Origin of the sequence: Aquimarina sp. U1-2, assembly GCF_017897595.1 — a bacterium.
Lineage (GTDB): Bacteria > Bacteroidota > Bacteroidia > Flavobacteriales > Flavobacteriaceae > Aquimarina.
Map to the genome: position 1 here is coordinate 12,024 of NZ_JAGKIK010000019.1, position 25,280 is coordinate 37,303.

Consider the following 25,280-nt stretch of genomic DNA (forward strand, 5'->3'; position numbering starts at 1 on the left):
TATGTATCCGTATTAATAAGACGATTGATTAAGTAGTTTTGTTACACTTTGAAATCAATAAAATTAAATATCTGCAAAGACATCTAATTTTTGCATCACTAAAGACAATGAATATCAAAAGTCAAGATGAGTTCAATACCACAATTGTTAATAAAAGCTAGGTCAAAAAGTTAATTTTTATAGTATATATATAAGTTTCTTTATTTTTATCCCCAAATTAAACCGAAATACCATGAAAAGAATTGCTTTATTAGCTTCAGTAGTTATGATATTATCCTGTCAACAAAAAGAAAAAGGATATTCTATTACGGCAGATGCCGAAGGATTTGAGGATGGTACCGAAGTGTATATAAACGCAATCAGCCAATCGAACAGACCAGTAATTATAGATACTGCTGTGATTAAAGAGGAAAAATTTAAAATTGATCTTCCACCTGCTGAAAGTTATGATTTTAATTACTTAACTTTTAATACTGTTAAAGGTAACGTATTATATCTAGCCGAAAATAATCCAATTAACATTACGCTTTACAAAGATAGCTTACGTTCTTCAATAGTAAAAGGCGGACAAGAAAACCAACTATTTTTTGATTACATCAAGGCGGTTAGAGCGTATGCAGATCAAAAAATACAATTGAACACGCAGTATCAAATCGCTTCAAAACTCAATGAAACCGATAAAATGGATACGATTTCAGCAAAAATTGAAGAATTAAACACAAAAGAGAAAGAATATCGCATTCAAATTGCCGAAAATAGTTCAAATTCGCTTGTTGGAATTATCGCTTTGGTAGATTTGGTAAATATGAAAATTCTAAATCCAAAAGAAGCAAAAGAGAAATATGAACTTTTGAGTGATACTTTAAAAAATACACGAATAGGTAAAGATTTGAATGCCCGAATCAACACGGCCACAGCGCAATCGTTACAAAAACGTATTGATATTGGTAGTGAAGCAGAAAATTTTTCGGCTCCAACACCCGATGGTAAAACATTATCTCTTAAAGAATCCATGGGTAAGATAACAATTATTGATTTTTGGGCGTCTTGGTGTAAACCATGCAGAATTGAAAACCCCAATGTTGTTAAAGTATATCATAAATATCATGACAAAGGGCTAAATATTATTGGTGTTTCTTTGGATAGAAATCAAAAAGCCTGGGTAAAAGCAATACAAGATGATCAATTAGACTGGAATCATGTTTCGCATTTACAATTTTGGCAAGAACCTATTGCGAAGGCATACGGAGTACGTTCGATTCCGGCAACATTCATTATAGACGAAAAGGGAAATGTTATTGCTAAGAATTTAAGAGGGCCTGCCCTAGAAGAAAAAATCTCTGAACTATTGGGAGAAAAAACATTGTAATCGATGTGAATTCGACTTCAAACACTTATAGTAATCAAGTCCTCAGACAAATAATGAACAACCCCAAGGCAGAGCCTTGGGGTATCAGCATCACAAAATAAGATTATCTTTTGTCTTGACCTCTTGATCCTAAAAGACTTACTGTTTTTTTTTGCATTTTAGACAGTGCCTTATGAATTACTATGTATCATAAATTGATGATTACGAAATCGGTGGTCTATTTCTAATATACCCATATCAACTGCGTTACAATTTGCCCAATCGCTGTAAAATGAAAAGAATTACTATGGGTATTGCCAGCAATCCAACCATCAAAAGATTTGCTTCAAGCACCCAAGGTGCCAAAATAAGTGTGATTACATAGCCGCCAACTGCTCCACCAAAATGAGCGTCATGACCAATATTTCCTACACGATTTTTCATTCCGAATATGGAATATAGTAAATATCCTATTCCGAAAATATAGGCAGGAATAGGAATAGGGATAAACATAAGATATAAACTCATATCAGGACGAAACAAAATACCTGCATAAATAATTCCTGAAACTGCACCGCTCGCTCCTACTGCACTATAATGATATTCGTCTTTATGAAAGAACAATGAAAATAAATTTCCAACGAGCAAACTTCCAAAATAAATAACCAAAAACTTCACATTACCAGCAAAACTCAATACCACAGGAGCAAAAAAATACAACGTAAGCATATTAAAAAATAAATGTGTCGTATCTACGTGTAGAAACCCAGACATTAACATTCGAATTTGTTCTCCTCGTCGAATTCCTCCAATATTAAATTTATACTTCTCGAAAAATGAAAAATCGTTAAATCCTTTTAACGATATTAATACATTTACTCCAATAATAGCAATAACAATAAGATCAAGGTTTCCCATACAGTTTTATTTTAAAACTCAAATATAAATATACCACAGTTTTAAACCTTAAAAAAGAGGACTGATTTTGATGCGTATTAGCATAAGTTTATGAATTAAAATTTTCAATAATTTTATCTTTGTATGCTTAATTAAGTATGCGATGCAATCTTTAGTTTATCATCTGGTATACCCAATTTTGCTGATAATTTCAAAGTTACCCTGGCCGGTTTTTTATACATTTTCTTCGGTTCTTTATATTTTGGTATACTATATTTTTAGATATCGAAAAAAAAACGTCACCAAAAATTTAGTACTCGTTTTTCCCAACACATCGCAGAAAGAAATTCACCGTATACGAAAAGCTTTTTATAAACATATGTGCGATATGTTTATGGAGATGATTAAAAGCTTATCCATTTCTAAAGAAGAAATGATTAAAAGGTTTGACATTAAAAATCCCGAAGCCTTTAAAGCTTTGGAAACCAAAAACAAAGGTATCATTGTATTAATGGGTCATTATGCTAGTTATGAATGGGCTATTGCCGCACAATTTGTATTAGATTTTCCTATAGTAGCTATTTATAAAAAGATTAAAAATAAAAATTTTGACAGATTAGTACGGCGTATTAGAACAAGATTCGATACACGATTAATACATAGCCATAATGTGATTAAGGAAATTACTCGAGACAAGGTACATCAAAGATTATGTGCCTACGGTTTGCTGTCTGATCAATCGCCAAGATTAAAAAATGCCTTATACTGGACTGATTTTATGGGAATTAAAGTTCCGGTAATTACCGGTGGAGAAGTATTGGCAAAAAGGTTAGATATGGCGGTCTCTTTTCTGAAGGTAGAAAAAATTAAAAGAGGATACTACCAGGCCGAGTTCGTAACCATAACTGATGATGCCAAAAATTGTGAACCTTATTATATTACCAAGACATATCTACGCATGCTAGAAGAACAGATCTATAATAAACCAGAATATTATCTTTGGACCCATAAGCGATGGAAACATCGAAATGCACCAATGCCTAAAAACGCTATTGTAGACTAGCATTACCGAAGCATTAATATTTTTTAGCTTTTTTTTAACATTTCTCATGTATTATTTGGTAAATACCTGTACTTTCGCAAATCAAACTCATTTGGTTCATGCACTTTTTTATTTACTGCGTAACATACCCTTTGTTGTGGTTTATTTCGAAACTACCGTGGCGTTTATTTTACGGTTTTTCATCAATGATTTTTTTTCTCATCTATTATGTGATTCGATATAGACGAAAAACGGTGACCAAAAATCTCAATCTTGTTTTTCCTGAAAAGTCTGTAGCGCAAATTAAAGCTATAAGGAAAGAATTTTTTCGGCATATGTGTGATATGTTTTTAGAAATGATCAAATCGATGGCTATATCTAATGATGAGATGAAAGAACGATTTAAAGTGACAAATTTGGACAAACTGCATCAATTAGAGAAAAAAGGCGACAATATAATGGTATTTATGGCTCATTATGCAAGTTACGAATGGTCAAATGTTGTCGACTTACAAACTGATTTTCAGGCGGTAGGAATTTATAAAAAAATTGGTAATCCTTATTTTGACAGACTTGTGCGTCGTATTAGAGCACGATTTGGTTCGCGAGTGGTTACTACCAAAAATGCAATGAAAGAGATTACCGAAGACCAAGAGAAAAATAGAGGCTTATATATGTATGGCTTGGTTTCTGATCAATCTCCGAAAATACATAATGCCATGTACTGGACCGATTTTATGGGTATTAAAGCACCTACTTTCTTAGGGGCTGAAGTATTAGCCAAACGATCAGGAATGAATGTCTATTATTTGAAAGTTGAAAAACTAAAAAGAGGATACTATGAGGCCGAATTTGTTACTATTACAGAAGATTCAAAAAATTGTGAAGACTTTTATATCGTGAAAAAATACCTAAACATTCTTGAAGAACAAATAAAAAATAATCCTGCGTACTACTTATGGTCGCACAAACGTTGGAAACATAGCAATTCGATCTCTGAAGCACCCAAGGGGGCTACTATAGATTAATTGGTTTCCAAAAAAAAGTAAATAACCTCGTGGTAAGCCCTCGAGATATTTACAAGAAACTGAATTTTAATTTCGAGGCAAGCTAAGAGGAGTATGAAACCCTTTGGCAATGCCTGTACAACTTTTATGAATACACCTAAATCGACCCCAAAATGCATTTTTTGATCTACAGTTTTACATACCCCATCATTCTAGGTATATCAAAATTACCCTGGAGATTGTTTTACGCAGTTTCAGACTGTGTTTATTGCATTGCTTATTATTTAATACGTTATCGCAGAAAAACAGTAACCCGTAATTTAACCTTAGTTTTTCCAGAAAAATCTGAAAAAGAAATACGACGTATTCGAAAAGCATTTTATAAACACATGTGTGATATGTTTTTGGAAATGACAAAATCGCTATCCATTTCTAGAGAAGAATTAATTAAACGGTATAAGGTAGTCAACCTCGAAGAATTTCATGAATTCGAAAAAAAGAATAAAAGCATTATCGTTCTAATGGGGCACTACGGCAGTTTTGAATGGTCTAACGCCATAGACCTGGTATCGATACATCCTTGTGTTGGTATTTACAAGCAAATTAAAAACAAATATTTTGATCGTTTGGCCCATCGTATACGTGGGCGATTTAATTCGAGGTTAATCGCAAGCCATAAAGTCGCCCGACAAATTATTAAAGATAAACAGAAAGATACGGTTTGTGCCTACGGAATGATATCTGACCAATCACCAAAAATCTATAATGCGAAATATTGGACAGATTTCATGGGTATAAACGTTCCTATTTTTTTAGGAGGTGAGTTTCTGGCACAACGTTTAGACGTAATCGTTTTATATCTACAGGTGAAAAAAGTAAAACGAGGACATTACGAAGTGAAATTTATTCCTATTTCTGAAAACAGTAAAGAAGAAGAAAAATTTTATTGCATCAAAAAGTATCTTAGGTTGCTAGAAGAACAAATTAAAGAAGAACCTCAATATTATCTTTGGACCCACAAACGCTGGAAACATCGCAATGCCACTAAACCTGAAGGCGCCATCGTAGATTAATCGACAAGCACCTTCGATATGACCAATGTTTGTTTTGAATATGCGAAATTACTTCTTCTTTAGGTTTACATTCCTGCTATGTCTTTTAGTGTAGTTATCGTAGATGCCGCTAAGTCATCAGCTTCTTGTTGACTTAACGCTTCTGTATAAATACGAATAATAGGTTCGGTATTACTTTTACGTAAATGCACCCAACTATTCTCAAAATCAACTTTTACTCCATCTATAGTAGTTACTTCTTCAGTCTTATGTTTATTGTGAAACCCTTCCAAAATTTCATCTACATTTAGATCTGGCGTTAATTGTATTTTGTTTTTACTCATAAAATATGAAGGATAACTATTGCGCAATTCGCTTACCGTACATTTTTTCTCAGCCAAGTGTGTTAAAAATAAAGCTATTCCCACCAAAGAGTCTCTTCCATAATGTAATTCGGGATAAATGATTCCGCCATTACCTTCCCCTCCAATAACTGCATTATTCGTTTTCATCTTTTCGACTACATTCACTTCTCCTACGGCACTAGCTTCATAACTTCCCTTATGCTTTTCGGTAATATCTCGCAACGCTCGACTAGAGGATAAATTTGAAACCGTATTTCCCGGATTTTTACCTAACACAAAATCTGCACAAGCCACCAATGTGTATTCTTCACCAAACATAGATCCATCCTCGCTCATAAAAGCTAACCGATCTACATCTGGGTCTACCGTTAATCCGAGATCCGCTTTTTCTTTAACCACCAAAGCCGATAGATCAGTTAAATGTGCTGCTAAAGGTTCTGGATTATGAGGAAAATGTCCGGTAGGCTCACAATACAGTTCTACCACGGTAACCCCCATTTTTTTCAATAAGCCAGGAACAGCGATACCACCTGTAGAATTTACAGCATCTACAACTACTTTAAAACCCGCGTTTTTCACCAATTCAGCATTCACCAAAGGTAACTGTAATACCTCTTCAATATGCTTATCAATATAGGTGTTGTTAATAGTGATGCTACCTAAATCATCCACTTCAGAAAAAATATATGCATCATTCTCAGCTATTTCCAGAATTTTTTTTCCATTTTCGGCATTTAGAAACTCCCCTTTATCATTTAGTAGCTTTAATGCATTCCACTGTTTTGGATTGTGACTTGCTGTAAGAATAATACCGCCATCAGCTTTCTCAAGGGGTACGGCTACTTCTACTGTAGGTGTTGTGGATAATCCTAGATCAATAATATCAATTCCGAGTCCTACGAGACTATTCATGACCAATTGTTGTATCATCAATCCAGAAATACGCGCATCCCGCCCTACTACAACTTTGGGATGTTCTTTATTCGTTTCATTTTTTAACCAGCTACCATACGCCGATGCGAACTTTACTGCATCTACAGGTGTAAGATTATCTCCTACTGCCCCTCCAATGGTTCCTCGTATGCCCGAAATTGATTTAATTAATGTCATAAATTTGGATTGATTATTCACAATGAAGGGCAAATGTACAAGCTTAAAGAGACTACTACAACTTTAAACCTAAAGTTTACAAAAAAACAACATGCATCGCTAATATCAAATTGACCTAGCGATACTTCTCAAAAAGTTGTACATTTCACTAATGAATTTCTTAGCCCATATCTATCTTTCTGGTGAAGATCAACAACTTCAAATAGGTAACTTTATAGCAGACTCGGTAAAAGGCAAAAAGTTTTTGAATTATCCAGAGCGTATTGCTCAAGGTATAATACTGCACCGTAAAATTGATGCATACACCGACTCTCACAACATTGTAAAACAGAGTATTGCCAGGCTATATCCTAAATATGGTCGGTACAGTTCAGTAATTGTAGACATCCTTTACGATCACTTTCTTGCTGCCAATTGGAATCAATACTCAGACACTCCTTTACTAAAGTTTAGTGTTAATTTTTATGGTTTGCTCAATGAACATTATGAACTGCTACCCGATCGAATTCAAAATTTTCTTCCGTATATGATTCGGGATAACTGGTTATTAAGTTATGCGTCTATTTCTGGTATTGGTGAAGTACTTTCAGGAATGAATCGAAGAACAAAAAATCGATCTAAAATGAATTTGGCGGTTGTAGAACTTGAACAATTTTATACTGATTTTGATAGGGAATTTCATTCTTTTTTTAAAGAACTCGAGCACTTTACACATACTGAAATAAAAAAACTATGATCCCAAGGCATAAGATTATATTAATGGTGTCGATCACACTACTTGTAGTATCCTGTACAACTACCACAAAAGAGAAGCCTAAATCTTACCCACCCGTTCGTGGTCTGATTGCTCAAAAAGCCATGGTGGTTTCTGCCCGTAAAGAAGCATCAAAAATCGGAGCAGACATCATGAAGAAAGGGGGCAATGCTTTTGATGCTATGATCGCAACAGAAATGGCTTTGGCAGTGAGCTATCCTTTTGCTGGAAGTCTTGGCGGTGGCGGATTTATGGTGTATAGAAAACATACGGGAGAAACCGGCGCATTGGATTATCGCGAAAAAGCGCCCTTGGCAGCTTCAAAAAATATGTATCTTGATGAAAAGGGTAACCCCATTCCCGATAAAAGTACGATAGGTGCTCTTGCCATTGGAGTTCCCGGTACTGTTGCGGGTTTATTTGCGGTGCACAATAAATTTGGAAGTTTGTCTATCGACGAAATTTTGAGTCCGGTCATTCATTTAGCTGAAAAAGGATTTATTGTTACCGAAAAGCAAAAAGCACGTTTTGATGCGTATAGAGATTTGTTTGTCGACGTAAATCGAGACACTATAGTGTGGGCAAAAGCATATAAAACAGGTGATACCATAAAAAACAAAACTCTCGCAAAAACCTTAAAGCGTATCATCTTAAACGGAAAAGATGAATTTTATAAAGGCGAAACAGGGAAAAAACTGGTGAAACGCATACAAGACCATGGTGGTATTATTACTATGGAAGATTTATCTAAATATGAAGCCAAATGGAGAGCACCCATTCAATTTACGTATAGAGACCTGTCTATTATTTCTATGTCACCCCCTTCTAGCGGTGGTGTTTGTCTTGCTCAAATTATGAAAATGATTGAACCCTACCCTATTTCTAAATACCGACATAATCAGTGTAAAACCATTCAAGTAATTACCGAAGCTGAACGACGGGCGTATGCAGATCGTAGTTTTTACCTGGGAGATCCCGATTTTACCAACATTCCGATAGATACTTTACTAAGCAAGGCTTATTTATCTGGGAGAATGGATGATTTTACTTTTGATGAAGCTACGGATTCGTCAGCAATTAATTGTGGCCTTATTACCGGTTATGAAAGTGATGAAACTACCCACTACTCTATTATTGATCCTTTTGGAAATGCTGTCTCAGCCACAGTAACGCTTAATGGCGCCTATGGATCAAAATTATATGTTCCTGAAGTGGGTACTTTTCTAAATAACGAGATGGATGATTTTAGCACCAAACCCGGAATCCCTAATATGTTTGGATTAATTGGTGCAGCTGCCAATTCGATTGCTCCAGAAAAACGAATGCTAAGTTCGATGACACCAACCATTGTCGAAAAAAGCGGAAAATTATGGATGTCTGTAGGAACTCCCGGAGGTTCTACGATCATCACCTCGGTATTGCAAACCATACTGAATGTAAAAGAATTTGGAATGACGATGCAAGATGCTGTGAATGCTCCCCGTTTTCACCACCAATGGTTACCCGATGTCATAGTTTTTGAGCCCAATAGTTTTGATCATCAGCTTTTAGATAGTTTACGAGCAAAGGGCTATCATAGTAGCGAGGAACAATCACGTATCTTAGGTAAAGTAGATGGTATTTTGGTATTGCCCGATGGTACGTTAGAAGGAGGTGCCGATAAGCGTGGGGATGATACGGCTGTAGGGTTTTGAGTACATAAGTCATGAAATTTATGACCCCCACTAAAAAAAAATCATGCCAATTTTGGGTAAAGATAAGCGCTAAAGCCCTTAAGATCAACGCTACCAGGCTTTAACCTATATGCAATAGTATAAATATAGTTTCTAAAAACGGGGGCTTAGAAACAAAATTTTGATAATTTGAATGTAAAATCTCCTTAAATAGGCTGAGTTCAATTATTGTTTTGTTGAATACTATCTATTTGCTTTCGTCTGTTTGGTCGAGATCTTTTTGATAAATTTTGTTTTATACCAGTTCTACTTTAAAATTGCTCAAATAAAAAGCAGTCATTTTTTGTTTACTTAAACAAAAAAACGCAGATAACATAAGGTTATCTGCGTTTTTAGTATTGAACTTTGTACTTCGTAACTGTAGACTACTTCACTACTTCACTTCTTCAAAGTCTACATCTTCTACATCGCTTCCTTCTGATCCTCCACCAGATGACGAATCTGTACCTGCATCAGGACCTGGTTGCCCACCTTGTTGTGCTTCAGCTTGCGCTTTGTACATTTCTTCGCTTGCCACTTTCCAGGCTTCATTTAGCTTATCAAGTGCCGGTTGAATAACGGCAAGGTCTTTAGACTCATACGCTTTCTTCAATTCTGCTAAAGCTTCTTCGACTGGCTTTTTCTTATCTTCAGACAATTTATCTCCAAATTCAGCTAACTGCTTTTCCGTTTGGAAAATCATTCCGTCGGCTTCATTAAGCTTGTCTGCTGTTTCTTTTGCCGCTTTATCAGCTTCAGCATTGGCTTCGGCTTCCTGCTTCATTTTCTCGATTTCTTCTTCTGTTAATCCAGAAGAGGCTTCGATACGAATGTCTTGAGACTTGTTAGTCGCTTTATCAGTTGCAGAAACCTTGATGATACCATTGGCATCAATATCAAATGTTACTTCAATTTGTGGTGTACCTCTTTGTGCCGGCGGAATTCCATCTAAGTGAAAACGACCAATAGTTTTGTTATCGGCTGCCATAGGACGCTCTCCCTGTAACACATGAATCTCTACCGACGGCTGGTTATCAGCAGCTGTCGAAAATATCTGTGATTTTTTAGTCGGGATCGTCGTATTTGCCTCTATAAGTTTGGTCATTACATTCCCCATGGTCTCGATACCCAGAGAAAGCGGAGTTACGTCTAATAACAGTACATCTTTAACATCACCTGTTAATACCCCCCCTTGAATAGCTGCACCTACGGCTACAACCTCGTCTGGGTTTACTCCTTTACTAGGCGCTTTACCAAAAAACTTCTCTACAGCTTCTTGAACTGCAGGAATACGAGTAGATCCACCTACCAATATAATTTCGTCTATGTCACTTGTTGATAAACCTGCGGCTTTAAGCGCAGTACGACAAGGCTCGATAGTACGTTTTACTAAATCGTCGATCAACTGATCAAATTTTGATCTGCTTAAGGTTCTTACCAAGTGTTTTGGTCCACTAGAAGTAGCCGTTACATAAGGTAAGTTGATTTCAGTCTGTGCAGAAGATGATAACTCTATTTTTGCTTTTTCTGCTGCTTCTTTAAGACGTTGTAAAGCCATAGGATCTTGACGTAGATCCATATTCTCGTCGGCTTTAAATTCTTCAGCTAACCAATCAATTATTTTTTGGTCTACATCATCACCACCTAAATGCGTATCTCCATCTGTAGCCAATACTTCAAATACACCATCTCCTAACTCTAAGATAGATACATCATGAGTACCTCCTCCAAAATCGAAAACTACGATCTTTTGATCTGTACCCTTTTTATCTAACCCATAAGCTAACGCAGCGGCTGTAGGTTCGTTGATAATTCGCTCTACTTTTAAACCTGCAATCTCTCCTGCTTCTTTGGTTGCCTGACGTTGCGCATCATTAAAATATGCCGGTACCGTAATTACAGCTCTAGACACATCTTGCCCTAAGTAATCTTCTGCCGTTTTCTTCATTTTTTGAAGTGTCATCGCAGATAATTCCTGAGGTGTATACAAACGCCCATCTATATCAACACGTGGAGTATCATTATCTCCTTTAACTACTTTATACGCAGCTCTTTCGGCTTCTTTTGCAGATTCAGAAAACTTATTTCCCATAAATCTCTTAATAGAAGAGATTGTTTTGGTAGGGTTAGTAACCGCCTGGCGTTTTGCAGGATCTCCTACTTTAATTTCTCCTCCTTCTACAAAAGCTATTACAGAGGGGGTCGTTCTTTTTCCTTCAGCATTAGGGATTACTACAGGCTCGTTTCCTTCCATTACAGAAACACACGAGTTGGTTGTCCCTAAGTCTATTCCTATTATTTTACTCATCTTTATACGTAATTGTTATTTTGTTTCTAATGATTTACACGTATCAGGTCAATGATTATGCCATTGCTTTTTGTATGACAGGATGTCATTATTAGGTGTTAGGTGTTTTTCGCATTTTTCATTTCATAATTCTGAATTCTAAATTAAAAAACACCTCCCTGACCCTCCTCAAGGAGGGAATCTAATGATGTATTTCATCAACATCAAACTAAATACTCAACTACTCAATCACTCATCTACTCACAAACTCAAAAACTCACAAACTACAACCTCAAGTATTCTATAAAAAACAGTGTTCTTTGTGATCAAAAAACTATATTTACCGCCACTAATTTTAATGATTATCAATAATGGAATGCATTAGTATTTTTGATATGTTAAAAATAGGGGTTGGCCCTTCGAGTTCTCATACGTTAGGTCCCTGGCGCGCCGGACGCAGATGGATTGCAGAATTGAAAAAAGACAAACAATTCACATCAATTACGTCTATTAAAATAGATCTTTATGGTTCGCTATCACTAACCGGAAAAGGTCATGCAACCGATATTGCTGTTATTTTAGGGTTGTGTGGTTATGATCCCGAAACTATTGATGTATCTTCTATTAATACCATCATTGAAAATATTCAAAATTCTAAACAACTCAATTTAAATGGAGAACTATCTTTAGCTTTTGATCCAGACAAACATATTGTTTTTAATAAAGAGTTTAAGAAGTTTCATCCTAATGCCATTACTTTTTATGCAACGTTAACAAACGGAAGCTTTACATCATCTTCTTTTTATTCTATTGGTGGTGGTTTTGTAGTAAAAGAAGAACGAAAAAGAAAGAAAAAGAAACTTTCTGAGTTTAAAAAATTTCCGCTACCTGTACAAAAAGCTACTGATCTTCTGGCATATTGCGCTACACATAAGAAAAAAGTATCTGAGATTGTCTTAGAAAACGAACGATCATTGTGTACTGATGATGAGATTAACAAGAGAATTTCTGAGGTATGGAATGTGATGCTAGAATCTATGTACATTGGTTGCCATACGGAAGGAACCTTACCTGGTGGACTCAATGTTCGTCGCAGAGCTTTTGATAGCCACAAAAGATTAATCGGTACTACTTCGTACAATTCTCCACAAGAATGGATTGAAGCAATTCGAGATACCGAAGTAAAATTTAGACAAATCCTTAAATGGGTCTCATGTTTTGCTCTGGCCGTAAATGAGGTTAATGCATCTTTAGGTAGAGTGGTAACTGCGCCCACTAATGGTAGTGCAGGCGTTATACCGGCAGTAATGATGTATTATATGGTTATTGAAAATCATGATGCCAACTTTGATGATATCAAACAATTTATGCTCGTAGCCGGAGAAATAGGCAGTTTGTTTAAAAAAGGAGCTACTATTTCGGCTGCTATGGGAGGCTGCCAGGCAGAAATTGGTGTTTCATCTGCAATGGCTGCAGGTGCTCTTACAGAATTAATGGGAGGAACTCCCGAGCAAGTCCTTATGGCGAGCGAAATTGCTATGGAACATCATTTGGGACTAACCTGTGACCCGATTGCTGGCTTGGTTCAAGTACCATGTATAGAACGAAATGCTATGGGTGCAATAAAAGCGATCAATGCTTGTGAAATGGCTTTGGATACCGATGCTGCAAACGCCAAGGTTCCCTTAGACAAAGTTATTGAAACGATGTGGGAAACCGCTCAAGACATGAATACCAAATATAAAGAAACCAGTGAAGGTGGTTTAGCGGTGAAAGTGAGCTTGAGTGATTGCTAATTATCCTGTTTATTATCTAACATAAAATATTTTTTAATACTATTTCTAATCGTATGTATTTAAAACTTGTTTTAGCACAAGCTTCAATACATTATAAGAAAGGTATATTAAAAAATAGACTAGTAGAACTTCCAGTTTTCCAAAAAAATAAGCATAAACTTAAGGAGGTTAAATATTACTTCACAATTTCATTTCTTCAATATATACTGCAGCTAACAAATCAAAATTAAGGGTTTCAGGTCCTTATTTCAAACTATCAAACACAATAATATATACTTTTCTGCATTATGAAACATATTTAGATTTTTAATTCATTTTGAAGGTCAAAAAAACCTCAACCCCAAAAAAAATGAAAAAACCAAAACCGTGGAATCCAGGAGTAGATAATAATAATTGCTCTTTAAGGTCAGTTATGAGTAGTCTTGAAGGCTTTTCTCAAAATCAAATCCCTTGGATAATCAGAGTATTAGAAAATCCTAAATCTCCTTTAGCTTTAACCGGAGCAGTAAATCTTTTTGATCACGATTGCATTCATGCATTATTAGGAAGAGGACTCTCAGAAAGAGATGAAGCTTTCGTTATAGGTTTCACTATGGGAAGTAATCCGAACCTAAAAAAATATGAAATACTAATTTTTAAGTTCTTCTCGATGTATATTTATCCAAAAATATACAAATTTAATGCTAAGGAAATAAAAGTATTTAACCTTGGTATTAATGCTGCAAAAGAAATGAAATCCCCTAATATTGATGCATTTTGTTTTGAAGAGCACCTAGATGAAAAAATAGGACATCTACGTGAAAAATTTTCTATAAATATAGAACTACTTAAAAAATATCAAAATCTTGAAAACGAAATTTTTCAACCTAAAAAAGAAACCTATATTCTTGATTAGTTGAATAAGAATTTGAATTTTGATCATAGTATACGAAGTTAGTAAAAATGTTAAACTATCAAATATAACTTATGCTTGTTACGATATTGGTAAATGCTTACTTTTGTAGTCATTAACTAAATAGTTATCAATGTCAACGGCAAAAAAGGATTATAAGCGGGTTACGGTAAAATCTCTGGTAGAGATGAAATCTTATGGTGAAAAAATATCAATGCTTACCGCGTACGATTATACAATGGCAAAAATCGTAGACGGTGCAGGGGTTGATGTCATTTTGGTAGGTGACTCTGCTTCAAACGTAATGGCGGGTCACGAAACGACGCTACCCATAACGCTAGACCAAATGATTTATCATGCCTCATCGGTAATTCGAGCCATAGAACGGGCACTTATTGTGGTGGATATCCCTTTTGGAAGCTACCAAAGTGACCCTAAAGAAGCGCTGCGATCGGCTATACGTATCATGAAAGAATCAGGAGCTCATGCGGTCAAAATGGAAGGTGGAAAAGAGATCAAAGAATCAATTAAAAGAATTTTGAATGCAGGGATTCCCGTTATGGGACATCTTGGATTAACCCCTCAATCCATATATAAATTTGGAACCTATACCGTACGAGCAAAAGAAGAACAAGAGGCTGAAAAGTTAATAGACGATGCGTTGATGCTACAAAGAATAGGATGCTTTGCTGTTGTTTTAGAAAAGGTTCCTGCCCAACTTGCCAAAAAGGTAGCAGAAAAACTTACCATTCCTATTATAGGGATAGGTGCAGGTAATGGTGTAGACGGACAAGTATTGGTAACTCATGATATGTTAGGTATGACGCATGAATTTAATCCAAGATTTTTAAGACGCTATTTAGATCTATATTCTGAAATGACAGATGCATTTAAACAATATGTTACCGATGTGAAAGCTGTTGATTTTCCTAATGAGAATGAGCAGTATTAGTTCTGGACTAATTCGATATTTTGATGAGTTGGATTTCTTAGAGTTATTGTTATGCATCGATTTAAAGATCTAGAAATTTGGAAAAAAAGCAGAAAGTTTTGTTCAAAAATATATAGTACAACTTCTAAATTTCCAGAATCAGAAAAATTTGAAATTACAAATCAATTACGCAGGGCTGCTGTTTCTATTCCTTCTAATATTGCCGAGGGTTCTTCAAGAAAATCAAATAAAGATTTTTCAAGGTTTCTTCAAATTACTTTAGGCTCGGCTTATGAAATAGAAACACAATTGTTAATTTCTTATGATTTAGAATTCATAAATAAAGAACAGTTAAATTCACTTTCAAAAGAATTAGAATCTATCATTAAAATGACTTCAAAATTCAATTCTACTTTGAAATGATCCAACAATCTAGTCGATCCAAGAAATCTAAAATGTCTAAAACACTTTCAAATAAAAACAATCTTCAGATTCTTTATGAAGATAATCACATCATCATCGTTAATAAACGCCCAGGAGATATTGTACAGGGAGACAAAACCGGCGACGCACCATTAAGCGAAGTTGTTAAAGAATACATCGCCAAAAAATACAATAAACCCGGAGCTGCCTATCTAGGTGTTGTACATCGCTTAGATCGCCCCACTAGTGGTATCGTAGTTTTTGCACGAACCAGCAAAGCGTTATCCAGACTTAATCAACTATTTGCAAACAAAGAAGTACAAAAAACCTATTGGGCAGTTGTAAAAAACCAACCTCCCAAAGCACATGACACTCTTGTACATTGGTTAAAACGAAATCCTAAACAAAATAAATCATACGCTCACAAAAATGAAGTACCCAACAGTAAAAAGGCAAGTCTTGACTATAGAATGATTAAAAAATTAGATCACTATTATCTATTAGAAATAGAGCTTCATACGGGGCGTCATCATCAAATACGATCGCAACTTTCATCAATAGGTTGCCACATTAAAGGAGACTTAAAATACGGTGCAGATCGAAGCAACAAAGATGGAAGTATTCATCTTCATGCCAGAAGACTAAGCTTTATTCATCCTGTAAAAAAGGAGCCACTTATAATTGTTGCTCCGCCTCCACCCGATCCTATTTGGGATAATTGTTTACTCTAGAGCAAAAATCAGTTATAAGTTCGTATACTTTCAATAACTACGGAGGTTAAAATTAAAACTCCGCCAATTATAGTTGATAATACCGGAATCTCATTTAAAAATATCATTCCGATAATAATACCATATACGGGTTGTACACTACTAATAATGCTCGCTGTTGTAATCGAAAATCGTTTAAAACTATTTAAGAATAATGTATGACCGATTGCCGTAGTTAGCAATGCTAATGTTAAGGTGGGCAGCCATTGTTCCTGGATTCCAGAACTATCAGCAATACATAAGAACGGAAACAAAACAATACTTACAACTACCAGTTGATACCACATTAATACCGACCCGTTGTAATCTCCTACCTTGGTCTTCATAATAATATTTCGCAATGCATAACATAGTGCCGAAATAACACCCAGAATTACTGCTTTTGTATAAGAATCTTCAAAATTTAAGTCAGGGACCAGAAAATAAATACCTATTAGAACCAATAATGTAAGTAATAGGTGTATTTTTTCAAATTTCGTCTTTAAAAGTATGGGTTCTAGCAATGCTGTAATTACCGGATACGTAAATATAGACAACATCCCAATTGCTACATTGGATAATTTAAGTGCATAAAAATAGGTAATCCAATGCAACCCCATTAATATACCGCTAAGAATGATCATAGGTCTATCTTTACTTTTTGTTCTAAAAGAAACTTTTTTCCATTTACAAAAAAGAAAAAGCAATACTCCGGCCAGTAGTGCTCGAAAACCTATAATTACAGGTACGGGCATATCGATATATCGCCCTAAAGCACCAGAAGTGCTTATGCATATCATGGCAACATTTAATTCGATAATATCACGAACGTGCACATTTTTAATCATCTAAATTAGCGCATTAATTTTTGAGATTTTTCTTTGATGATAGCTGCAACAGGTCGATTGTAGATGTTACTTTCTAACCAGGATAATATATCCAAATATAAAAATGACCGTTTTTCGTACGGGTGATTTTCATATTGTTTTAAGGTCTTGTGCAGTTTTTTAAACTCATCCTTAATTTGATGTGGATAAATATCCCCCAAGTTTTTCAAAAATTTTATCATCTCTTTCTGTACTTCATGCAAATCGTTCATTTTAATCAAAAATCGGTATGTTTTTTTTAATTGATTTTCTAGTCGGTAATCCATTCCTGCTTCGTAATGTGCGACCAGACTCAATACACGAGAAAAACACATTAAGTCCTCTCGCATTTTCAAGGATCGGTTATTAATTATTTTGTTGAGATACTCGATACATTTTTTGTGATTTCCCATTCCGAAGTATAGACATCCAATTTTATAATATAAAACCATAATATGATGATCATCAATTCGGTTTTTGTAGCTTTCGATACCCTGCAGTATTTCTTTTACCAGGTATTCACCTTCTTCAAAAGTACCCTCTAAGAAATGAATATTTAATCGATTGTTATAAATAAATTGAAACGACAATACTTCAATATTGTCATCTTTTGGAAACGTATCACGAGTGATCGATTCTTCAAATCGTGTTAGGGTTGATTTTAATTGGGTTTTATCTTTGATTAGATACAGTGACTCTAATAAATAATGATTTCCTCTTAAAAAAAATACAGGATTCTGGATCATCATTTTTGGACTCTCGTAGAAAAGATCTACCCATTTCTTAGAATATTTATAACATGACAAAAAATCCTGAATAATAAAACTATACCACAAATGCGCTTTATATAACCATAATTTTTCTCTAAAACCCAACAGCCCCCAATCATAGGTAGGAAGCTTACTATTAAAATAATTGGTGATTATCGTATGCTCTTTATCATTTCGAACATAACCGCTTTTTAACATTAAACCATATAACTGTAGCGATAGGTTTGATAATTTACTGGTAAGCACATTTTTCATGCTCAACATTTTAGCTTCAACGGTCAACTCGTCTGCCCTACTATTAATACTTCGCGTGATGTATTGGGTTTCGATAATTTTTTCTAATTCAACAATTTCATAAGCAATATTATGTTCTTCATTCTCTTTGGCCTGGGTTTTTGCTTTTTCCAAAATTTTTAAGCTTTGTTTATACAAACCTTTATGATACAATATAGAAGCAAAGTCCAATTGTTCTCTAATTTGAGATCGTACATTTTGGTGTAGCGGACTCAATCGCAAACTAATCAAAATTTGTTTGTATAGGTGAGCTTTCAAATTAGATAGCTGTTGCTTCTTTACGATACCTCTTTTTATAATTAGTTCTTCATCCAAAGCATCACTTTTATCCAGATGATTGAATAATGCCAGAAATTTGGAATCGGTATTTACACCTAATCGACCCACATATACTTTAAATTGTCTCTTTTCTGATTTAGAAAGTGACTTTACCAAAACAAACAAAGGATCTTTTTGATCTGTAGTCATTGTAAGAAATTACATCTTAATTATTTGATTAAAAGAAAGTTGCGTTTCTATTAAAATAGTTTAGCATTGTAAATCCAATCGTGTAATACTTCCTTTTTGAAATCCCAAAATATAAATTCGTAAGTGATTTAAGAAACATCTTGTTAAGAATATTTTTAAAGAAGATAATTTCTGAAGTATGTCGAACCTATAACACTACTAATTTTCATGAGCGATAATAAAGTCCAAATATTCGATACCACATTAAGAGATGGCGAACAAGTCCCTGGCTGTAAGCTCAATACCGAGCAAAAACTAATTATAGCAGAACGACTTGATCTCTTGGGCGTAGATGTTATCGAAGCAGGATTTCCGGTCTCTAGTCCAGGGGATTTTTCTTCAGTTACCGAAATTGCTAAACTAGTAAAAAATGCTACGGTTTGCGGATTAACAAGAGCTGTAGAAAACGATATCAAAGTTGCCGCCGAGGCTCTTCGTTATGCTAAAAAACCAAGAATACATACCGGTATTGGCACTTCAGAATCGCATATAAAATATAAATTTAAGTCCACTCAAGATAAAGTCATAGAACGTGGCGCTGCGGCTGTTGCTTATGCCAAATCCTTTGTAGAAGATGTAGAATTTTATGCTGAAGATGCTGGTCGTACCGATAATGAATTTCTAGCCCGGGTTTGTGAAGCCATGATTAAAGCCGGGGCTACCGTTCTTAATATTCCTGATACTACAGGATATTGTTTACCCGAAGAATACGGAGCCAAAATTAAATATCTCAAAGAAAACGTTAGGGGGATTGACAAGGTGATTATCTCATGTCATTGTCATAACGATTTGGGGTTGGCGACTGCCAATTCTATAGCAGGTGTTATCCATGGAGCCAGACAAATTGAATGTACCATCAATGGTATCGGTGAGCGTGCAGGAAATACTGCTCTCGAAGAAGTAGTGATGATAATGAATCAGCATCCTTATCTGGATTTGAACACTAATATTAATACCAAATTATTATACGATACCAGTAAAATGGTTTCTGAAAAAATGGGAATGGTAGTACAACCCAATAAGGCTATTGTTGGTGCTAATGCTTTTGCACACAGCTCTGGAATCCATCAGGACGGCGTTATCAAGAACAGGGAGACCTATGAAATCATCGATCCTGCAGAAGTTGGTGTCACAGAATCTGCGATTGTACTTACCGCTAGAAGTGGTAGAGCTGCGCTGGCCTATAGAGCAAAGAAAATTGGATATGAATTAACAAAACTTCAATTAGATAAAGTGTATAAAGAATTTTTAGATTTTGCTGACACCAAGAAAGAAGTGGTTGATGAAGATATACATCAAATTATGAAAAATACCAAAGTTACATCGGCTGCGGTTGCCTAAAATGAACAACCTCAGGGAAAAGTCATTCTCTGATCATTTAAATCACGACAACCGAGTACTAATCAGCTACAGCACTAATACTTAGAAACGTACTCATGTTGCCAAACAAAATTGATAAAATAACTATAAACATGGATTTACCTCAAAAGGAAATATACTATTCTTTTTTTGATATAAAATATGAAAAAGACATTATTTGATAAAGTTTGGGATGCCCACGTAATCAAAGAAATCGAGAGCGGCCCGCAGATACTCTATATTGATAAACATTTAATACACGAAGTTACCAGTCCGCAGGCTTTTGCAGAGTTAGAACAACGTGGTATTTCTATTTTTAGGCCTGATCAAGTTGTAGCTACAGCAGATCACAACACGCCTACGGTAGATCAACATTTACCCATTAAAGACGAATTATCCAGAAATCAAGTACTACAACTTACCGAAAATTGTAGAAAAAACAACATTACCCTCTATGGCTTAGGTCATAAATACAATGGTATTGTTCACGTCATGGCTCCTGAATTAGGAATTACACAACCAGGAATGACAATGGTTTGTGGAGATAGTCACACCTCTACTCATGGAGCCTTTGGAAGTATTGCCTTTGGCATTGGCACAAGCCAAGTTGCTCAGGTTTTTGCTAGTCAAAGTTTATTGCTACAAAAACCGAAAAGCCTTCGAGTAAATGTAAATGGAAAACTGAAACCAGGAGTGCTACCTAAAGATGTGATTCTTTATATTATTGCTAAGCTAGGCACAAATGCGGGTACTGGATATTTTTGTGAATACGCAGGAAATATATTTGAAGAAATGTCTATGGAAGGTAGAATGACCGTTTGTAATATGAGCATAGAGATGGGAGCTCGAGGCGGGATGATTGCCCCAGACGAGACAACATTCGAATATTTAAAAGGAAGAGAGTTTGCTCCCAAAGGAAAAAAGTTTGATCAAAAAGTAGCCTATTGGAAGACCTTACCTAGTGATGAAGGTGCGGTCTTTGATAAAGAGTATCATTTTGATGCCACTGATATAGAACCGATGATTACTTATGGCACTAACCCTGGGATGGGTATTAAAATTTCAGAACATATACCTACAGATAATGACGCTTCTTTTGAAAAGTCACTGGCGTATATGAATTTTCAGAAAGGACAATCATTAATTAATAAGGAAATTAATTATGTTTTTATAGGAAGTTGTACCAATAGTAGAATAGAAGATTTTAGAGTGGCTGCACATTACATCAAAGGAAAGAAAAAAGCCGGCCATGTTACTGCCTGGTTTGTACCGGGCTCTCAGCAAGTGGCTCAGCAAATAGTAGAAGAAGGCTTAAAAGAAGTGTTTGAAGACGCCGGATTTCAACTTCGACAACCGGGATGTTCGGCTTGCCTGGCTATGAACGATGACAAAATTCCAGAAGGTGAATACTGTGTGTCTACTTCTAACAGAAATTTTGAAGGACGACAAGGGCGAGGCTCAAGAACAATATTAGCAAGTCCATTAGTTGCAGCAGCTACCGCTATAGAAGGAAAAATTATTGATATCACAAAACATTTAAATTAACATGGATAAGTTCACTAAACTCACATCCACCGCAATACCGTTACCTATTGAAAATGTAGATACAGACCAAATCATTCCGGCTCGTTTTTTAAAAGCGACCAGTAGAGTTGGTTTCGGAGAGAATTTGTTTAGAGACTGGCGCTATAACAAAGATGGCAGTATCAACGAAAAATTTATTTTAAACAACGATACCTATCGTGGTAGCATTTTGGTAGCAGGAAATAATTTTGGTTGCGGATCAAGTCGAGAACATGCCGCATGGGCGTTAGACGACTATGGTTTCAAAGTTGTAGTGTCGAGTTTTTTTGCCGATATTTTCAAGGGAAACGCACTTAATAATGGTGTATTACCCATACAAGTAACCCCAGCCTATTTAAAAGAACTTTTAGACACCATCAAAGCCGATCCTAAAACGCAAATAGAAGTTGATCTTGAAAACGAAAAAATTACGAATCTTACATCGAATTCGTCTTTACAATTCGAGATCAATCCTTATAAAAAAACATGTCTTCTCAACGGTTATGACGACATTGATTTTTTAATTAGTCATAGGGCAGCAATAGAGAAATTTGAAAATAGTAATGCGTAAGGGCCAGGTTGTCGTAAACTTTATATAAAAAATAGAAATTAAGGTTAATAAATAACGTATACATGAAATTAGACATCGCAGTATTATCGGGGGATGGTATTGGCCCTGAAGTGACCAATCAAGCCATCAAAGCATTAGAAGCTATCGCACACAGTTTTGATCATACTTTTTTATTTAAAGAAGCTTTGGTAGGTGCTATTGCAATTGACAAAACAGGAGATCCTTTACCTGAAGAAACTTTACAACTTTGTGCTAATACCGATGCTGTGTTGTTTGGGGCAATTGGTGACCCTAAATACGACAATAACCCAAATGCCAAAGTGCGACCAGAGCAGGGATTGCTCAAATTACGCAAAGAATTGGGCCTCTATGCTAACATCAGACCAGTTAAAGCCTATACTACATTAATAGATAAATCTCCACTTAAACGAGAAATTATAGAAGGTACCGATATTTCTATTTATCGAGAACTTACGGGCGGTATCTATTTTGGAAAAAAAGAAATTAACGATGAAGGTACTGTAGCCTCTGATCTTTGTGAATATTCTAAACAAGAAATCGAGCGAATAGCACATCTTGCTTTTAGGGCCGCGCAAAAACGAAGAAAAAAATTAACCTTAGTAGATAAAGCTAACGTACTTGAAACCTCCAGGTTATGGAGAAAAGTCGTTACTGAAATTGCCAAAGAATATAAAGATGTATCTCTGGATTTCTTATTTGTAGACAATGCGGCAATGCAGATGATCTTGAACCCAAGCCAGTTTGATGTACTATTAACAGAAAATATGTTTGGAGATATTATCTCTGACGAAGCTAGTGTTATTGGAGGATCCATCGGTTTACTCGCATCAGCCTCTGTAGGTAATTCATGTTGTATGTTTGAACCTATTCATGGCTCTTATCCACAAGCCACAGGAAAAGGTATCGCCAATCCCATTGCTGCTATTTTATCTGCAGCTATGTTATTAGAGCATTTTGATCTTGTTGGTGAGGCAACGGCTATAAGAGATGCTGTAGAAAAATCGTTAGAACTTCATATTACAACACCAGATTTGAATACTAATCAACCTTTATCTACAGAAAAAGTAGGAGATTTTATAGCCGATTACATTTTAAATCCAGAAGATTCGAATATGAATTTTGAAAATATTCACATGGGGCAATCGACCATTATCTAGCATTTACTTATGATATGCTTTTTGAGTTGAGGAGTAGTGGTTTACCAACCCTAAGAAATATCAAGCGTATGTTAGTATTGTTTAATTTGCAAAATAAGGAACGATATTGCGTCTCTAACGTGTAAAGTGTACTTGGCATCCCTATTTTAAATTAATTGCATCAAAAACAGTGTATGATTTCAAGCTAATACTTGATGTAGTATTGTTGAACAAAAGTTAAAACAATTGTATTTCAAAGCATTATAGCTGTTAATATTTTCAAAGCTAAACGCAAATTCTTAATTTAGTGGTGCTAAAGAAAAAGAAAATGATGCTTCCTAGAACAAACATTGAACACAGACTTAATAAATTACGTAGTAAAAAATTTGATGCTTCCACCTGGAAAGATCAAGTACAAGAGATATTTAGAAGAGATCAACTACACGAAGAAAGGATTTTAGAAAATCTGGATACCGTAGACAATTCAGATGTCAATATATTCGATTTTGATCAATTGGAGACAGAAAAAATTTATCATCTTGATCAAATTAAAAAAATATGTATCGATTATAGATTACGTTTTTTAGATGCCAAATATTTCAAGGGTAAATTACCAAAATCAGCTATTTCTGCGATCAAAGATTTAGAGAAAAAACATGAGACAGAACTTAAAGGATTTAAAATTATTGCTCCCTCTAAGCTTTTTAAATTAGAAAATGCAGATGATCCCCTTCTTTTCGCTCCTATGGGAAATGATTATTTCTACTTAGTTCATAAATGGGGAAATGATCTACATCCTTTGCGTAAAATCATGATGTGGTCTTTTAAAAGTTTTGAAAACCTAGTGTGCCTTACTTTTTTAGTAAGTCTTTTGTTAACATTTATGGTTCCTGATGGGTTATTTTCAAAAGATAATAATGCTTCTACGTTTATTATGGTTTTCTTTTTTATGTTTAAATCTGTAGCAGCAGTAGTTATATTTTACGGTTTTGCCCTTGGTAAGAATTTTAATCCGGCCATATGGAATAGTAAATATTTTAATGCCTAAGAAAGAAATTACCCAAGCTAGTACTATTGAAGTAAGAGAATAAAAGTGCTTCACTCTAATCATCATTAAATTACATTACTTGTTTATTTTTGTTCTCGGTTCTGAATGTTTTATTGTCCACGCACCACACTCGAGATAGTACCTCAGAGAATTATGCGCATTAATAATCCAAGTTCGATTATTATTTTATTGAATAGTATTCGTTTACTTGAGCCCGTCTAGCCGAGCCCTTCATCAGAGCTCAGTACAGGTTCTGTCGAGACCTGTTTAATGCATCTAAAAATATTCTTTCGACCTTGCGTAAGATAACTGAAACAAAATAGGATTTTTGAAAATCAATAGATTAACAATCGAGTTACTATCATTTACTTCAAAAAATAGTTTTGCCTCTTTGTTAAATTGCTCCAAAGTAACTCACACTAACTCGTATTTCTTTTGTAATTTTAGGGTAAACGAATACTTATGTTTCCTAAAAGCGAATATCAACGTGTGTATACTGGTAGTTTAGTCAATGTTCAGTTCTTGCAAACCCTGCTTCAAGATAGCGGTATCAATTCAATTACAAGAGATGACATGAAGTCTGGAATGATGGCAGGTTTTGGTGGTGGTATACCAGATCATATTCAACTTTTTGTTAAAGAAGACGATATGGAAGAAGCGCTTCCTATTATTGAAAAAAGTCTTTCTTAATACCATGGAAAACGAAGATAAATCACCTCGAAAAACCTGGGACCTGATGATAGGCATTACCCTCATCATTTTTGGAGGATTACGATTTTA

22 protein-coding genes are annotated in these 25,280 nt (G+C 35.2%); 17 read left to right on the forward strand and 5 right to left on the reverse strand.

The window, feature by feature from the left end; genetic code table 11:
• Positions 1-232 precede the first annotated feature (232 nt).
• On the forward strand, positions 233-1,369 hold the full coding sequence (locus J8281_RS17305; RefSeq protein ID WP_210198919.1) for a TlpA disulfide reductase family protein: 1,137 nt from the start codon (positions 233-235) through the stop codon (positions 1,367-1,369).
• Positions 1,370-1,615: 246 nt separating this feature from the next.
• Here the strand turns inward: J8281_RS17305 and J8281_RS17310 are convergent, their stop codons facing one another.
• Positions 1,616-2,266 carry a rhomboid family intramembrane serine protease gene (locus J8281_RS17310; protein ID WP_210198920.1) on the reverse strand — a complete coding sequence of 217 codons (651 nt, stop codon included), beginning with the start codon at positions 2,264-2,266 and terminating at the stop codon, positions 1,616-1,618.
• A gap of 142 nt (positions 2,267-2,408) precedes the next feature.
• Between J8281_RS17310 and J8281_RS17315 the strand changes: the two genes are divergently transcribed.
• The 3 genes from J8281_RS17315 (at position 2,409) to J8281_RS17325 (ending at position 5,367) form a co-directional block, all read left to right on the forward strand.
• A complete protein-coding gene (locus J8281_RS17315; RefSeq protein WP_210198921.1) occupies positions 2,409-3,308 on the forward strand; it encodes a lysophospholipid acyltransferase family protein in 900 nt (299 codons plus the stop codon).
• A gap of 98 nt (positions 3,309-3,406) precedes the next feature.
• Positions 3,407-4,315, forward strand: coding sequence for a lysophospholipid acyltransferase family protein (locus J8281_RS17320; protein ID WP_210198922.1), 909 nt, complete (start codon positions 3,407-3,409; stop codon positions 4,313-4,315).
• Positions 4,316-4,467: 152 nt separating this feature from the next.
• Complete coding sequence (locus tag J8281_RS17325) at positions 4,468-5,367, forward strand: lysophospholipid acyltransferase family protein (protein WP_210198923.1); 900 nt, start codon at positions 4,468-4,470, stop codon at positions 5,365-5,367.
• A 65-nt stretch (positions 5,368-5,432) separates the two neighbouring features.
• Here J8281_RS17325 and glmM read toward each other — a convergent pair whose 3' ends face one another.
• The gene (glmM, locus tag J8281_RS17330) at positions 5,433-6,821 is read right to left on the reverse strand and encodes a phosphoglucosamine mutase (protein ID WP_210198924.1); all 1,389 of its coding nucleotides are present in this window, start codon (positions 6,819-6,821) and stop codon (positions 5,433-5,435) included.
• Positions 6,822-6,972: 151 nt separating this feature from the next.
• Here glmM and J8281_RS17335 point away from each other — a divergent pair, with 151 nt between their 5' ends.
• Together J8281_RS17335 and ggt are read left to right on the forward strand one after the other, a co-directional pair.
• Positions 6,973-7,557: an ACP phosphodiesterase gene (locus J8281_RS17335; protein WP_210198925.1), complete on the forward strand. Its 585-nt coding sequence runs from the start codon at positions 6,973-6,975 to the stop codon at positions 7,555-7,557.
• Positions 7,554-9,269 carry a gamma-glutamyltransferase gene (gene ggt / locus J8281_RS17340; RefSeq protein WP_210198926.1) on the forward strand — a complete coding sequence of 572 codons (1,716 nt, stop codon included), beginning with the start codon at positions 7,554-7,556 and terminating at the stop codon, positions 9,267-9,269. The genes J8281_RS17335 and ggt overlap by 4 nt, the downstream gene beginning before the upstream one ends.
• Positions 9,270-9,681: 412 nt before the next feature.
• On the opposite strand, the gene dnaK is transcribed toward ggt, so the two are convergent.
• A complete protein-coding gene (gene dnaK / locus J8281_RS17345; protein ID WP_210198927.1) occupies positions 9,682-11,595 on the reverse strand; it encodes a molecular chaperone DnaK in 1,914 nt (637 codons plus the stop codon).
• 350 nt (positions 11,596-11,945) lie between these two features.
• Here dnaK and J8281_RS17350 point away from each other — a divergent pair, with 350 nt between their 5' ends.
• The 5 genes from J8281_RS17350 (at position 11,946) to J8281_RS17370 (ending at position 16,347) form a co-directional block, all read left to right on the forward strand.
• The gene (locus tag J8281_RS17350) at positions 11,946-13,370 is read left to right on the forward strand and encodes an L-serine ammonia-lyase (RefSeq protein WP_210198928.1); all 1,425 of its coding nucleotides are present in this window, start codon (positions 11,946-11,948) and stop codon (positions 13,368-13,370) included.
• A gap of 349 nt (positions 13,371-13,719) precedes the next feature.
• A complete protein-coding gene (locus tag J8281_RS17355; RefSeq protein ID WP_210198929.1) occupies positions 13,720-14,265 on the forward strand; it encodes a hypothetical protein in 546 nt (181 codons plus the stop codon).
• 130 nt (positions 14,266-14,395) lie between these two features.
• Positions 14,396-15,214, forward strand: a complete 819-nt coding sequence (gene panB, locus J8281_RS17360) for a 3-methyl-2-oxobutanoate hydroxymethyltransferase (RefSeq protein WP_210198930.1) — start codon at positions 14,396-14,398, stop codon at positions 15,212-15,214.
• A 51-nt stretch (positions 15,215-15,265) separates the two neighbouring features.
• Positions 15,266-15,616, forward strand: coding sequence for a four helix bundle protein (locus J8281_RS17365; RefSeq protein ID WP_210198931.1), 351 nt, complete (start codon positions 15,266-15,268; stop codon positions 15,614-15,616).
• A gap of 32 nt (positions 15,617-15,648) precedes the next feature.
• Positions 15,649-16,347, forward strand: coding sequence for an RluA family pseudouridine synthase (locus J8281_RS17370; protein WP_210198962.1), 699 nt, complete (start codon positions 15,649-15,651; stop codon positions 16,345-16,347).
• An 8-nt stretch (positions 16,348-16,355) separates the two neighbouring features.
• Here J8281_RS17370 and J8281_RS17375 read toward each other — a convergent pair whose 3' ends face one another.
• On the reverse strand, positions 16,356-17,213 hold the full coding sequence (locus J8281_RS17375) for a DMT family transporter (protein ID WP_210198932.1): 858 nt from the start codon (positions 17,211-17,213) through the stop codon (positions 16,356-16,358).
• Between the two features lie 5 nt (positions 17,214-17,218).
• Positions 17,219-18,763 (reverse strand): hypothetical protein, encoded by a 1,545-nt coding sequence (locus J8281_RS17380; protein WP_210198933.1) that lies wholly within the window; start codon positions 18,761-18,763, stop codon positions 17,219-17,221.
• A 207-nt stretch (positions 18,764-18,970) separates the two neighbouring features.
• Between J8281_RS17380 and J8281_RS17385 the strand changes: the two genes are divergently transcribed.
• The 6 genes from J8281_RS17385 (at position 18,971) to J8281_RS17410 (ending at position 25,190) form a co-directional block, all read left to right on the forward strand.
• Positions 18,971-20,143, forward strand: coding sequence for a 2-isopropylmalate synthase (locus J8281_RS17385; protein WP_210198934.1), 1,173 nt, complete (start codon positions 18,971-18,973; stop codon positions 20,141-20,143).
• Between the two features lie 180 nt (positions 20,144-20,323).
• Positions 20,324-21,706: a 3-isopropylmalate dehydratase large subunit gene (gene leuC, locus J8281_RS17390; protein WP_210198935.1), complete on the forward strand. Its 1,383-nt coding sequence runs from the start codon at positions 20,324-20,326 to the stop codon at positions 21,704-21,706.
• Position 21,707: 1 nt separating this feature from the next.
• A complete protein-coding gene (leuD, locus tag J8281_RS17395; RefSeq protein ID WP_210198936.1) occupies positions 21,708-22,295 on the forward strand; it encodes a 3-isopropylmalate dehydratase small subunit in 588 nt (195 codons plus the stop codon).
• Between the two features lie 62 nt (positions 22,296-22,357).
• Positions 22,358-23,473 (forward strand): 3-isopropylmalate dehydrogenase, encoded by a 1,116-nt coding sequence (leuB, locus tag J8281_RS17400; protein WP_210198937.1) that lies wholly within the window; start codon positions 22,358-22,360, stop codon positions 23,471-23,473.
• A gap of 307 nt (positions 23,474-23,780) precedes the next feature.
• The gene (locus J8281_RS17405) at positions 23,781-24,500 is read left to right on the forward strand and encodes a hypothetical protein (RefSeq protein WP_210198938.1); all 720 of its coding nucleotides are present in this window, start codon (positions 23,781-23,783) and stop codon (positions 24,498-24,500) included.
• Positions 24,501-24,962: 462 nt separating this feature from the next.
• Positions 24,963-25,190: a DUF2007 domain-containing protein gene (locus J8281_RS17410; RefSeq protein WP_210198939.1), complete on the forward strand. Its 228-nt coding sequence runs from the start codon at positions 24,963-24,965 to the stop codon at positions 25,188-25,190.
• Positions 25,191-25,280 lie beyond the last annotated feature (90 nt).

Bases quoted from the DNA above. Each gene is read 5' to 3' on its own strand.
- J8281_RS17305 (WP_210198919.1), top strand. From the start codon at position 233: ATGAAAAGAATTGCTTTATTAGCTTCAGTAGTTATGATATTATCCTGT.
- J8281_RS17310 (WP_210198920.1), bottom strand. From the start codon at position 2,266: ATGGGAAACCTTGATCTTATTGTTATTGCTATTATTGGAGTAAATGTA.
- J8281_RS17315 (WP_210198921.1), top strand. From the start codon at position 2,409: ATGCAATCTTTAGTTTATCATCTGGTATACCCAATTTTGCTGATAATT.
- J8281_RS17320 (WP_210198922.1), top strand. From the start codon at position 3,407: ATGCACTTTTTTATTTACTGCGTAACATACCCTTTGTTGTGGTTTATT.
- J8281_RS17325 (WP_210198923.1), top strand. From the start codon at position 4,468: ATGCATTTTTTGATCTACAGTTTTACATACCCCATCATTCTAGGTATA.
- glmM (WP_210198924.1), bottom strand. From the start codon at position 6,821: ATGACATTAATTAAATCAATTTCGGGCATACGAGGAACCATTGGAGGG.
- J8281_RS17335 (WP_210198925.1), top strand. From the start codon at position 6,973: ATGAATTTCTTAGCCCATATCTATCTTTCTGGTGAAGATCAACAACTT.
- ggt (WP_210198926.1), top strand. From the start codon at position 7,554: ATGATCCCAAGGCATAAGATTATATTAATGGTGTCGATCACACTACTT.
- dnaK (WP_210198927.1), bottom strand. From the start codon at position 11,595: ATGAGTAAAATAATAGGAATAGACTTAGGGACAACCAACTCGTGTGTT.
- J8281_RS17350 (WP_210198928.1), top strand. From the start codon at position 11,946: ATGGAATGCATTAGTATTTTTGATATGTTAAAAATAGGGGTTGGCCCT.
- J8281_RS17355 (WP_210198929.1), top strand. From the start codon at position 13,720: ATGAAAAAACCAAAACCGTGGAATCCAGGAGTAGATAATAATAATTGC.
- panB (WP_210198930.1), top strand. From the start codon at position 14,396: ATGTCAACGGCAAAAAAGGATTATAAGCGGGTTACGGTAAAATCTCTG.
- J8281_RS17365 (WP_210198931.1), top strand. From the start codon at position 15,266: ATGCATCGATTTAAAGATCTAGAAATTTGGAAAAAAAGCAGAAAGTTT.
- J8281_RS17370 (WP_210198962.1), top strand. From the start codon at position 15,649: ATGTCTAAAACACTTTCAAATAAAAACAATCTTCAGATTCTTTATGAA.
- J8281_RS17375 (WP_210198932.1), bottom strand. From the start codon at position 17,213: ATGATTAAAAATGTGCACGTTCGTGATATTATCGAATTAAATGTTGCC.
- J8281_RS17380 (WP_210198933.1), bottom strand. From the start codon at position 18,763: ATGACTACAGATCAAAAAGATCCTTTGTTTGTTTTGGTAAAGTCACTT.
- J8281_RS17385 (WP_210198934.1), top strand. From the start codon at position 18,971: ATGAGCGATAATAAAGTCCAAATATTCGATACCACATTAAGAGATGGC.
- leuC (WP_210198935.1), top strand. From the start codon at position 20,324: ATGAAAAAGACATTATTTGATAAAGTTTGGGATGCCCACGTAATCAAA.
- leuD (WP_210198936.1), top strand. From the start codon at position 21,708: ATGGATAAGTTCACTAAACTCACATCCACCGCAATACCGTTACCTATT.
- leuB (WP_210198937.1), top strand. From the start codon at position 22,358: ATGAAATTAGACATCGCAGTATTATCGGGGGATGGTATTGGCCCTGAA.
- J8281_RS17405 (WP_210198938.1), top strand. From the start codon at position 23,781: ATGATGCTTCCTAGAACAAACATTGAACACAGACTTAATAAATTACGT.
- J8281_RS17410 (WP_210198939.1), top strand. From the start codon at position 24,963: ATGTTTCCTAAAAGCGAATATCAACGTGTGTATACTGGTAGTTTAGTC.